At 40.5% G+C, this 11,931-nt stretch carries 11 protein-coding genes and 1 pseudogene; 5 read left to right on the top strand and 7 right to left on the bottom strand.

The window, feature by feature from the left end:
- Positions 1-81 precede the first annotated feature (81 nt).
- The 3 genes from BROSI_RS13670 to BROSI_RS13660 form a co-directional block, all read right to left on the bottom strand.
- Positions 82-297: a hypothetical protein gene (locus tag BROSI_RS13670; protein ID WP_052564360.1), complete on the bottom strand. Its 216-nt coding sequence runs from the start codon at positions 295-297 to the stop codon at positions 82-84.
- Positions 298-458: 161 nt separating this feature from the next.
- Positions 459-743 (bottom strand): hypothetical protein, encoded by a 285-nt coding sequence (locus tag BROSI_RS13665; protein WP_052564359.1) that lies wholly within the window; start codon positions 741-743, stop codon positions 459-461.
- A gap of 7 nt (positions 744-750) precedes the next feature.
- Positions 751-1,176: a hypothetical protein gene (locus BROSI_RS13660; RefSeq protein ID WP_052564358.1), complete on the bottom strand. Its 426-nt coding sequence runs from the start codon at positions 1,174-1,176 to the stop codon at positions 751-753.
- A 903-nt stretch (positions 1,177-2,079) separates the two neighbouring features.
- Between BROSI_RS13660 and BROSI_RS13650 the strand changes: the two genes are divergently transcribed.
- The 5 genes from BROSI_RS13650 (at position 2,080) to BROSI_RS13630 (ending at position 7,002) form a co-directional block, all read left to right on the top strand.
- Positions 2,080-2,469 carry a response regulator gene (locus BROSI_RS13650; protein WP_052564356.1) on the top strand — a complete coding sequence of 130 codons (390 nt, stop codon included), beginning with the start codon at positions 2,080-2,082 and terminating at the stop codon, positions 2,467-2,469.
- A gap of 24 nt (positions 2,470-2,493) precedes the next feature.
- Positions 2,494-3,915: a cache domain-containing protein gene (locus tag BROSI_RS13645; RefSeq protein ID WP_052564355.1), complete on the top strand. Its 1,422-nt coding sequence runs from the start codon at positions 2,494-2,496 to the stop codon at positions 3,913-3,915.
- A gap of 29 nt (positions 3,916-3,944) precedes the next feature.
- Positions 3,945-4,337: a PAS domain-containing protein gene (locus BROSI_RS13640; RefSeq protein ID WP_052564354.1), complete on the top strand. Its 393-nt coding sequence runs from the start codon at positions 3,945-3,947 to the stop codon at positions 4,335-4,337.
- Positions 4,338-4,371: 34 nt separating this feature from the next.
- Entirely contained in the window at positions 4,372-5,586 is a 1,215-nt protein-coding gene (locus BROSI_RS13635) for an MFS transporter (RefSeq protein ID WP_052564353.1), read from the top strand.
- Between the two features lie 159 nt (positions 5,587-5,745).
- Positions 5,746-7,002 (top strand): tellurite resistance/C4-dicarboxylate transporter family protein, encoded by a 1,257-nt coding sequence (locus BROSI_RS13630; RefSeq protein ID WP_052564352.1) that lies wholly within the window; start codon positions 5,746-5,748, stop codon positions 7,000-7,002.
- 157 nt (positions 7,003-7,159) lie between these two features.
- On the opposite strand, the gene BROSI_RS13625 is transcribed toward BROSI_RS13630, so the two are convergent.
- From BROSI_RS13625 to BROSI_RS13610, 4 genes and pseudogenes are all read right to left on the bottom strand, one after another.
- Positions 7,160-7,741, bottom strand: coding sequence for a hypothetical protein (locus tag BROSI_RS13625; protein ID WP_157842541.1), 582 nt, complete (start codon positions 7,739-7,741; stop codon positions 7,160-7,162).
- 377 nt (positions 7,742-8,118) lie between these two features.
- A pseudogene (locus BROSI_RS19210) lies at positions 8,119-8,877 on the bottom strand (IS4 family transposase); the annotation flags it as partial.
- A gap of 131 nt (positions 8,878-9,008) precedes the next feature.
- Positions 9,009-9,968 (bottom strand): bifunctional riboflavin kinase/FAD synthetase, encoded by a 960-nt coding sequence (locus BROSI_RS13615; RefSeq protein WP_052564349.1) that lies wholly within the window; start codon positions 9,966-9,968, stop codon positions 9,009-9,011.
- 93 nt (positions 9,969-10,061) lie between these two features.
- A complete protein-coding gene (locus tag BROSI_RS13610; protein WP_157842540.1) occupies positions 10,062-11,816 on the bottom strand; it encodes a peptidylprolyl isomerase in 1,755 nt (584 codons plus the stop codon).
- Positions 11,817-11,931 lie beyond the last annotated feature (115 nt).

The raw sequence follows: 11,931 nt of genomic DNA, 5'->3' as shown, positions 1-11,931 counted from the left end.
TCAACACACGAAACAGAGTTTCACATAACCTTGTGTTCCCAAACGGAGTTTGGGAACAAGCAAGATGTGGCCAAAATCAAGCTATTTTTGCACCTTTCCATACCCCTTTCTCTTCCAATCCTTATCATAAATCGTAATATAATCATCTTTGATAATCATACGATCTTTTACGTTTCCCTTAATATCGTATATATTGATTACCTGGCGTTCTGTCTGATTATCCTCAACGGGTGGTAAGGACGCACAACCAGCAATCATAATGCATAAGATTGATACAAGTACACTTTTTATTGTCATTTTATACCTTCCCAACTGATTTTAAAATTTCCTGCAAATCCATTATATGTCTCTCGGTAAATTTTAGTTCTACATCCTCACCGCATAACAGCAGCAATCAGTAATGAGGCTGCAACCCTTGCGCCGACCTCATCTGCAACATCGCATTGTTGGGCAGCGGCTTACGTTGCACTCTGCTCAAGTTGGCCGGGCCACCTGCGGAGAGCATCCTCGATCCATGAACAGAAGCGGTCCACTTCATTTACAGCCGTAAGCAACCTCTCCTTCGTAACGTTGAGGCGCCAAGGGCGAACCAACTCGTCTTGAGCCTGGTCGCCACCGAACAGTTTCATCTCGATCTCGCCTGCGAAGAAGCTGCGCGGGTACTTGCCTGCATCACGGTCAGACTGTTGAATCTGGAGGGTTGTGATGCATTCAGGATGCTGAGCCAGGTTCCTGGCCAGCACGATCTCCTCAAGCAGGGGGAGATTGGACAGGGCATTCGTCCGGTCGATAGCGAGCTGATCTCGGAAGTATACCCGGAACCATTGATCCACCCTTCCTTGAAGGCGGCCTTGTTGTCCTCAGACCGGCCAATGCCAGCCTTTGCCAGCGTTCGCTGTTGTACCTTCCATGGAGATCATTAACCGACTCCTTGAGGTAGAGCTGCAGCGAGGAACTGAGCATGGAGATGCACATCTGGCCAAGAACATCAAGGGCATCGTCCGCTTCCTCCCATTCCTTGAGGAATTGGGGCTCGCCGCCCTCGTTGTACAGAGGTTTAAAGGGATCTTCTCCCGCTTCGATCTTGCGCTTGCGCTCTGTGAAGGGGAAAGAAGCCTCCGCGTAGAATGCCCGAATAAACTTGGTCCGTATCTGGAGGAAGAATAGAACCTCCATTTCAATGCACCTCGCCTGCTACCCAACTTGAGTTTAATGATCGCGCCACCAGATTAACAAAATTAGAGTACCTGGAATTGTTCATTTTAATTTGATTGTACTAAATAACTTTTTCGAAAATTGGAAAAAGATCAACGAGATGTTTTTCTACAAATTGAATTTGCTTTTGCTCACCGCACAAATCAATTGTAATAACAAACCTTTGCATTGTTTTTCGTTTTAAATTATTTCCATTCATCAGTAGAATAATTTGGAAATTAAGTATGGTGTCCCCTGAATTAATGACATATAAATTTTAGATTAACATTCTGCTCGGGAACACCTTTTATTGTCAAACACATTTAAACTACTACAACCTTCTCAAGTTCATTCAATACCTCGTTAACCTTACCATCAAATTTCTTCTCTCTACTTCATCCCCCGTTCCGACAATATGTTTAAAAACAGGAGTTACAAAAATCGTGTTCACCGAAATTGATTTTTCACAATGGTGGAAAAGCGAGAAAGGTGTTACCGTACAAGAAATCCAACAGCCGCAAATAGCCTCGTAAAAATAAACCTGCGATTTTCCCATTTCTATCAATCTTATCTTCATAGTCTTTGTGAAATTCACGGATTTTATTTTAAACTGCAACCAAATTGTTTCCACTTATTAAATTTTTGCTATTCATTTGTATGTAATTTTAATGTATATACTTATGCCTATTGTCTGGAATAATACATGAAACGAATTGTTTACAGTTAGATTTGTAAAATAATTTCAAAATAATTTTTACCTTTTATAAGTTATTGAAATACAGACGCTTGGAGCAATCCAGGCGTTTTTTGTTTTTACGGGCACAGTGGTTGCAAAACGTATTATCAGAATTCATGATTTCTCAAGAGAGTAAGGATTAAAAATAGATGATAACAAAAAGGGTACTGATTGTTGATGATGAGGAAGGATATCGAAAGGTATTGTCGAATTCCTTAGCCGACCTCGGGTATGAGACAAAGGCAGTGAACAATGGGTTCGAGGCCCTGGAAGAGATTAAAAGAAGAAGGTATTCGATTATCTTGCTGGATGTACAGATGCCGGGTATGGATGGTATCGAATTATTGGATCAATTGCAAGGAATACGATTCAATTCTCATATCGTAATTATCACTGCCTATACAGGTGAAGACGTTGTGCACGAGGCGATCAGGAAAGGCGCGAAAAAGGTAATTACAAAACCTTTTAGTATCGATGATATTGAAATATGTCTTAATGAATTTTCCAAATTTGAGGAAATCAATTTACATAACTCATGACATTTAGCTTATAAGGGGTGAAAGATGGGAAAGATGGTAAGAAAAATATTTAAGGAACGTATAGTAATTGTCATTATTACCTTTGTACTTTTGGCGTTGTTTCCCCTTGTTTTGTTTCGATTAATTGCCTTTCCGAAGGCAAGTACTGAGTTGAAACAAGGGGTGCAAAGGAACCTTTGGGGTATCGTAAACAAACAAAAAGATCTCCTTACACTATTGTGGGAGGAAAGGAAATCACACGCAAGGGCTGTTTCAGACACGATTCAAAGTGAGTTACTTATCCACGGTGATGAGGATTTTATGAGTCTGGTGAACGGAAAAAATGAACATGAATATCTCAGATTAAAGATGCAGTTGGAATGCATGAAGGCAGATTATGGTTATAAAGGAATAGTAATTTGTGATGCGACAGGAACAATCCAGGTAACAACGGATACTGAAAAGTCCATGGTAGGCATGAATATTATGAAAGAAAAACCATTCAGAAATGTTCATGAGACCTTATACGATGGTAAAACGTATACCTCCGATGTGATCCATTATTCTCTCAATGACGCAAATGATGGGGGAGGGGACGACTCGCCTTCCCTGTTTATGTCTTATCCTATTAAGGGTGAAAACCATGATGTGATCGGCGCTGTTTTACTGTGGATGGATACCTCCTTGCTCAACAAGAGCATGAAAAATGTATTATTAGGAAAAACAGGGGAGGCTTATCTGGTAAATAAAGACGGCATTATGGTCACCCAGTCAAGATTTTCAGATCACATTAAGAACAATGGTGAAACTTGCAGGACCTGTCATAAGGTCGTAGACCCAGATACCAATATGCTGACAAAGGGAGTGAAAAGATGCATTACAGAAAAACGAAGTGGTTATGACCTGGAAGGGTATATGGACTATGACGGGCTAAAAGTCGTTGGCGCATGGAGCTGGCTTAAAGATTTGAATATGGGACTAATTGTTGAGATCGATGCGGATGAGGCACTTGGCACCGTAAACAATATTAATTCAATGGTAAAGTCTCTCATGGTAGTGATAATTATTCCGGCGTTTGTTATGGCTGTACTCATGTATAGGAAGTTAAGCACGGGATATATGCTAAGAGAATTATCTTTACCAAAGAAGGCCTTGCTGGGAGTAACAAGTATCATTGTGGTTGGATTTGTAATAGCCATCCTGGATGGTTACGAATTGAGAAAAGAGCGTGGATATCTCCGGGAACAGAAATACAAAGTACATAATCCCTTAGATGTATTTGGTTCGATTGTGACACAGAGGGATGAGGATTTTATCAAGAGTAATATTTCTAAATTCAAGGAGCAGTTTCCCATTTTGAAATCTGAAAATACGATTAATAAAGGAGGTTTGGATTGGGAGATCGTAAACAGTAATAGAAAACAATCACCAGAAAAAACCGTAGCAACGTGGGAATTAAAACCTTAAAACAAAGAATTGCGAATAAGGAGATATGTATGAACAATACCATTTTATCAACACAGGATGAGTCTAAGCTGTTTCTTAATATACAAGACGCAAAGGGCTGGTTTGAGTATGAGCCTTCCTACGACGGCGTCATTACACATATCAATACCGCCGGTGCAAAGCTTTTTGGTTTTGCGTCATCTGACGATGTAATTGGGAAAAAAATCAATGAACTGTATGCGCACCCTTTTGACCACGAAAAGACATTGTCTATGCTTTTTAGAGATGGACAAGTGAATGGCTTTTTTACCCTGATGAAAACGAGGAATGGCAGATTGTTTTTTATAAAGCAAACGAGTTCACTAATCACAGAGGGTCTCTACAAATGCCCTATCAAAATAAAGAGTGAATTTGAGCCTATTCAATCACTGCTTCCTTCATAACATCGAATTTAAGATTTTTAGGAGATCTATTTTTATGAATTCATCAGTACAAACATCCTCAGTACAAGCGTCCCAGGGAAACACCAGGGTGCTGATACTTGCAACCCTGGCGTTTGCCGTATGCTTTGCCGGTTGGGCACTCTTTTCACCTTTAGCGGCATACATGAAGGTCGAGTTTAAGCTATCTTCCACAGCCGTGGGATTGTTACTTGCAACGCCCGTACTGCTTGGATCGATAGCCAGGGTTCCCATCGGTGTCCTAACGGATAAATTTGGGGGCAGGCGAGTTTTTAGTATTCTGCTCCTATTTGGATTTTTTCCCCTGTTTATTGCAGGTTTTGCAAAAAGTTATGGATTTTTACTGGTATGTGGATTCTTTTTTGGTATCATAGGCACTTCTTTCGCCATCGGAATTCCACAAGTTTCACAATGGTATCCGAAGGAGAAGCAGGGTTTGGCATTGGGGATTTACGGTGTTGGAAACATAGGATCAGCCTTTGCCACGTTTGGAGCACCATTCCTTGCAGAGTCTATCGGCTGGCACAAGGTATTCATGATCTATTCAGTACCGCTGCTCATGATGGCCTTTGTTTACTGGTATTTCTCTGAAGATGCGCCGAAACCGGCCAATTGGAAACCCCCAACCTTCAGTGATAAGCTAAAGGTATATAAGTCTTCAAACTTAATCTGGGTCTTTTGTCTGTTTTACTTTATGACTTTTGGATTCTTTGTGACCTTCTCGTTATGGTTGCCATCGTACTTCCGGGACTTTTATAAATTAACACCGGTAAAGGCAGGCAGTTTTACGTCAATATTTGTATTCGCTACTACTTTTTCCCGTATTCTCGGTGGATATCTTGGTGACCGGATACCCGGAAGGCGCATTTTAATTATTCTTTCGGTGGTGATACTCGGCATATTGATATTCCTGAACCTGAATGTATCGTTAATGACTTCCCTCACGGTCTTTTATTTGATGGGTATTTGTCTGGGCATTGGTAATGGTGTTGTGTTTAAACTTGTCGCGGAGTATTTTTCAAAAGACACAGGCACCGTTGGCGGAATGGTGGGCGCTGCCGGTGGCCTTGGTGGTTTTTTCCTTCCCATTATATTAGGAACCATCAGGGATTATACGAACAATTATTCGCTAGGATTTATCTTTGTATCCCTTATTTGTCTGATATGCCTCTCATTTATGGAAGAAAAAACGATAACAAAGATGCACCAAAAAGCCGTCAATGTTACCTAGTGGTAAATCAGGATAAATCCGAAATTTGAATTTCATAATTTTAGGAAGTTGTACCCCCATAAATAAGGGGGTACAACCCTGACCCTTACCGTTTAAAGGAGGCATGGGTTGGGGTCTTACCTACCGTAAGCAGAATATAGCTATACTGCACGATAGCTTATGAGTGTTTTAAAAATTGCAACCTATTCACTGAACGCCCGCTGGTTTACTGCCGTCATGGCGACGACTATGATTGCATCCTTATCTCAATTGTATGGTTATGAGGTAATTGCCCCTTCCTTTTTTTTAGCGAGTTTAGCCATACTTTTCTCAGTGGTTGTTTTTAAAGCTGTGCAGGCGGTATTATTTTATAAAGACGCCTTAGAGGAAATGCTCAATCCGGAGAAAACCCTCTATTTCTTTACCATGGCAGGGGCTGTAAGCTTTGCTGGTATTTGCTTTTCCAGGATATTTCATCTCTACATAACGGCCAATATATTCTGGTATGTGGCCATAGGCCTCTGGCTGAGCATATCACTCTTCTCATTTAGCATCCTGTTTTTACATCAAAAATCTGCCGATAGAAAGATTGAAGATGTCTTGCATGGCGGATGGTTTTTCGCTACTGTGGGCACTCAGTCTACGGCCCTGCTGGGAGTTATCGTTGCAGAACACGCAACAAGACATGTAGTGTTCATCCAAGTATTCTCATTTGGCCTATGGTCGGTGGGGGCAAGCCTATACCTGGTATTTATGGCGCTCATTATCTTAAGGCTGATGTTTTACAGGTTTGACAGCAATACCGTCCTCTCACCGTATTGGATGAATGCCGGGGCAGCTGCCATAACGGCAATTACCGGCGTCATGTTACATCGGCACATACAACTAACAGGTGGGCCTTTTGTAGATTTTCTCCCCTTTTTAAAAGGAATTTCCCTGCTTTTTTGGTCGTTTGGACTATGGTGGATGCCATTTTTAATCATTCTTGCCATGAGAAAGTTGATTTGCAGTGACGAGGGTCTTACATTTACCGTAGGATATTGGGAAATTGCCTTTGCTTTGGGTTTGTATGCTGATGGCACGCAGCAAATGGTTGGTTTATTTGATGGTCAATACCTTGTTATCATCTCGATGTGCTTTTCCATTGCTTGCATGGCCCTTTGGTGTTTTTCATCAATATTTACCATTGCCCATTTAGCGAGGTCTTCCATATGGGTACCTATTAACAATCTGACAATTGACTATGTAACCCCATACAGCTTCAAACTGCACGGCAGACTTTTTCAGGTGAAAGAAGTGGTAAGCGAATGGCTGGATCAAACCATTGAGGGTGTGTTAAAGAAACGATATTGCATCATAACCAATACCAATCTTACCTGCCTTATCTCCTACGACATACTGACAAAAAAATGGTACTTCGACCACGTTAAAGACTGATTAAGCAAGCAACCAGTTTCTCTTCGGGCATTAAATGGTTTTGCAATATGGGCTATCGGAAACTATTACATCCAATCATTATTTTGTTCTGAAGAACTGCCGGTAATAATTGATGACTGACACCAAATAACACACCGCTCGTTTCCGAAGTCATGAATTATTCAGTAACCTCAAATTTAAATTTAATAGTGCTTTTTAGTGTAGATTTTTTTGCTTTTACTGTCACCTTGCAGAGATACAATCCCTTCACTAATGGCTTATCACCATCTTCCGGATTGGGGCTCCACGAAGAATAGTAATAAAAATTTGGATCCAGCTCAAAATCGTTGAAATTTATTTTTCTCGAATCATATTGCTTCAATACTAAAGCTTCATTATATTTAAATAATTTCCATTCTGTCTCATTTAAAGGCATTTCCTGATTTGATCGAAAGGTTACAATCAAAGAAGTTGCATCTGAAGAAGTCAAGGGGTCGTGAATAAGTGCGGTGCTTCCATCATTTAAAGCCACTTCAGAACCTGAAAAAGCAGCATATGCTACAATCGCAGGTGATGATGCAACAAAATTCGCATCAATTTCTGGCAATTTTCCTCGTCCACCAATTTGAACAATTGTTCCTGATGATTTTTTAAGTCCGCCTTTGCTGTCCTCAGCGTGAGAAACATAACCAAAAATAAGAATCGAAATAACCGTCAAAATTGAACAGAACAATCCATTCCTTAAGACAACTGGTTTCATTTTTCCCTCCAAATATATATCCAATTGGACTCTATAGAATAATATAAATTTAGATGCCCCTTACAGAAAAGTCCGATCCTTTGTATTGCCATTTGCATATCGTTTCTTCCTTTATACAACCGTTATTTATCATTTTTGTTTATGTTATGTCAAGCGAAAAAACAACAGAATCTAAATTTATGATTGTTTTGTTCAAAACGGTATTCTCATTACTGGGGAGAGTCAACTTTTCACAACTCACCCTCAATAGCGGTATTGTGTACAGTTTCCCTTAAAAGGAAAATAGTTCCTGTCTATGTCACATATGCTAATACCAAGGCAAACAATCCTATACACTGCTTTTTTCAGATGCCTTATCTAAAGACACTAGTGTCCGGTTATAAGTTGAGCAAAGACAATTGTTTATAAGGAAAGTATGGTTCGCTTTTATAATCAGAACTTGTAAGTACTTGTAAAATAGGGACTTTCTCAAATAGTGTAATACTCAAAATTTGTAAAATTGTGTAGAGGACTCATGTCTAAATTTAGACGCTTTTTAATAATTGCAACAAGCACGTAAACGGAGATTGCAATCCATATTTGAGTTTTTACCGAGTTTTCAGAAGTACCGTAACATGCTTTTATTCTCAAGTGTTGTTTCATCCACTTGAAAAATAATTCAATCTGCCATCGAGATTTGTAAATAAGAGCAATGGTAATGGCGGGAAGGAAAAAGTTGTTCGTCAGGAAAATAAGATTTTTTTGATTTTCAGCATCGTAATAGCCCACTCGCCGTAAGTTTTTCGGATAATCTTTTGCTGAGTCAGCATTTGAAAGAACTATGGTTTGATCGCATATCAGACCAAGAGATTTATCAATCGGATGTGACTATATTCTCCAAAATTTGAGATTTGTTTTGGAACGAATAACAAAGAATGCTAAGCACACAGTAAGGTTATACAACCGTGCAAAGTCGAGATACCCACGATCCATTACGTAGAAAGAACCCGGTGCTGGAATAAGATCGTCAAGAACGTTTATATCATGAACCTTACCGTCTGTAATTTTGATAAACGAAGGATGCTGCCGCGCAAATCCATGAGAGTATGCAGTTTTATAGCTCCTTTATACTTTCTAAATTTTGCCCAAGGAAAAAGGAGTATAATATGGTAAAAATGATTATTCAAGTTCCAGGCACATTTTCATCGTTTCTGGGTGCCGCTAAAGCGGCATGATGATCTAAAACTGCTAAAATAATTTTGGGAAGGCACTAAATTATTGTCAATGTTTATTCTTCCATATGCTGGACAGTTAATGTCCTTTTCAGTAATATCTCTTTGTCCTTTTCGATTTGCGTCTTGAGTTCCTCTGCCGTCTGAAATGGTATTTCATCCCTTATCTTAAAGAGGAATTGAACCTCGAGGTTTTGCCCATACAGCGTCCCTTGAAAATCAAGGATATGTACTTCGATCTCCAGTGTTTCACCTTCACTCGTAAACGGTTCTTTTGCAAACGTGGGCCTTAAACCAATATTGGTCAAAGCCAGATAGTCTTGCTCAGCCCATCGAACCCTTGTTCCATAGACACCCCGGGGCGGTCTGACTTCATGATGCAGGTCCAGATTGGCAGTAGGATACCCCAATATTCTGCCCCTGCCAGACTTCTTTACCACTGTACCCAGGATGGAAACGGGTCTGCCAAGCATAGCTTCCGCCTTGCCTAACTCACCATTGAGAATAGCCCGACGAATGGCCGTGCTGCTAATTATCTGACCCCGATATATCACCGGTGGACACCCGTATACCTCGAAATCATATTTTTCAGCCAATTTGCGAACCAGGGTTATATTCCCCTCACGGTCTTTTCCGAAGTGGCAATTGAACCCCAATACTATACACTTTACACCCAACCAGCAGACCAATATTTCACGAACAAAATCTTCTGCGGTCATTTCCGCAAGCTTCCGGTCGAATTGGAGTACTACCGTGTGATCCACTCCAAGACGTTCCAACAATGACAATCTATGCTCCATTGAGGTAATAAAGGAAGGAGGCCTGTTTTCAATGATACTTTTCGGGTGACGGTCGAAGGTAATCACAACCGACTCCCCTTTTCCCGTCAATGCGTAATGTCTTATACACTCGATGATCTTTTGATGTCCCCGGTGTACACCATCAAACATTCCAATAGTGACCACTGGATACTTAATCTTTCCCGGCAATTCCTTTATGCCATAAATCTTTTTCAACGTTCGTTCCTTCTGGGGTAATGGATTACTGCGGAGTTCTTGAATACTCGGGAAGGCGTCTTAATGGAAAAATAGATGATTTACATTGTTTTACTATTGGAATTTTGTATAGATTTCCACATGCCGGTTAATATCATTCTGCCAGTCAGTCATGAAGGCCTCTTGTTTCTCATATAAATATCGCTTGGTTACATTTTCCCTGTCCTTTTCAAAGGCCGCTTTGTCAGCAGATTTTCTATCAACTAAGCTAATAATGTAGCAAGCCTTTTCATCGGAGGTTTCTACCGCTATTCCCAGCTGGCCTGGTTTCAACTCGAATGCCTTTTTTGCCACGTTGGGACGGTCCTCTTTAAGCGCCTCAATATATCTCGAGTCCTTATTGAAAAGCTTCATGGGACGGGCAATGTAATCAGTTTCACAGACCGGAATATCTTTTTTTCCACTTTCCGCGCTGATTGCCTTTACAATATCATCAAAAGAGCCATTCTTAGCGGTTTGTACGTGTTTTTCGGCGATTTCTTTTGCTTTAAGGAGTCCCTTTTCCAGTTTAAGGTCATAAATCACCGTGTTTCGAATCTCTTCCAATGGCGCTGCTGCTGCTGATTTTTTATCAATTATCTGGAAAACGACCTTGCCTTCAACAAACTCAAGAGGAACGGAGGCCTCGTATTTATCCCTGTCAAATGCAACCTGTACTATCTGGTTAGAACCGGGGAATATCTCCATAAGGTCACTTTCCGTAAGAAATTCATTATTGGACTTCTTACCTTTGGGAATCTCATACGTTACTTTATATTTATTTGCCAGATCCTTGAAACTCGGGCGTTCTGCCTTATCCATAGTCTCATATATTTCTTCGTCTAGCTTATTCATTAGTTCAGCAGCCTTTTCCATTGCCTTTTGTCTTGCAAGGGTCTTTTGAATCTCCCCTTTCACTTCGGTAAATGATTTATAGTTGGTCGACTTTTTCTCGTCTTTTTTCATAGGCTGCTTGTCGGCCGGAGATTCATCTTTGGTTGCAGTCTTATTCTCATTTCCTGCAGGTTTCTGCTCTGCAGCCGCAGCCCTAAACTGTATATCCTTATTTTCTTCATAATATTTTTTCATTTCCGCCTCTGTAACCGACACTTGCTTTTCCACATCATCATATTTTGCAATCAGGCATTCCAGTTTAACCCTTTCTGGAAGCTTGTATCCCGGTCTTTCAGAGCCTTCACGGTATTCATCATTCATGTGCTTCTCATAAAAGGCACGTATTTCTTCCTCAGTTGCATGAACTGACCCTGAAAAATCCTTTGCCTTCATGGTAAGCACCTTGAGCTTTACCTGTTCATTTTCCAGGGAGTATCTTTGCCAGGCTTCATCCGTTGTCATCTTTACGGACATCCGCATTGTAGATTCCAGTTTCTCGACAAGGAGCGCTTCCCCCAGGGTACGCATTATTTGCTCCTGGTTCAGCCTGAAATTATTACAGAGAAATTGTATGAGGCTTGACCGGTTGATATTCTCCTTCGCGCCAAATATCTGTAAAGCAAGTCTTTGAAGACCGTCTTCAATCTCTTGCGTTGTTACCACCATCCCCATCCTCTTTGCTTTTTCCACAAACAGAAGCTGTTTCCATACCAGGGAAACAACGGATTCTTTCGCCTGCGGGAAGAACAATCTTTGCCATCGTCCCAACATATCTGCAAATTCATTCTGCGTAACCTTCCTGCCAAACATCTTTCCTATAGGTTTTTTAGGGATCATCTCCATAGCAGAATAGCTGATCCCCCACACAAACATTGCAAAGATCATGACGATATAAACCGTCTTTTGATGCCTCCTGAACCAAGAACTCGAGACCATATCTCCCTCTTAATCGAATACTCTCAATAGTAATAACGAAAAGATAAAATAAAACAAAAAATTATTTTATCTATAATTTTTACAATTATCAAATGGTTTTTTAACATTTATATTT

This window comes from Candidatus Brocadia sinica JPN1 (assembly GCF_000949635.1).
In the GTDB taxonomy this organism is placed as follows: domain Bacteria; phylum Planctomycetota; class Brocadiia; order Brocadiales; family Brocadiaceae; genus Brocadia; species Brocadia sinica.
Note: the sequence above shows the minus strand (reverse complement) of the source record. Positions and strands in the feature narration are given on the sequence as shown.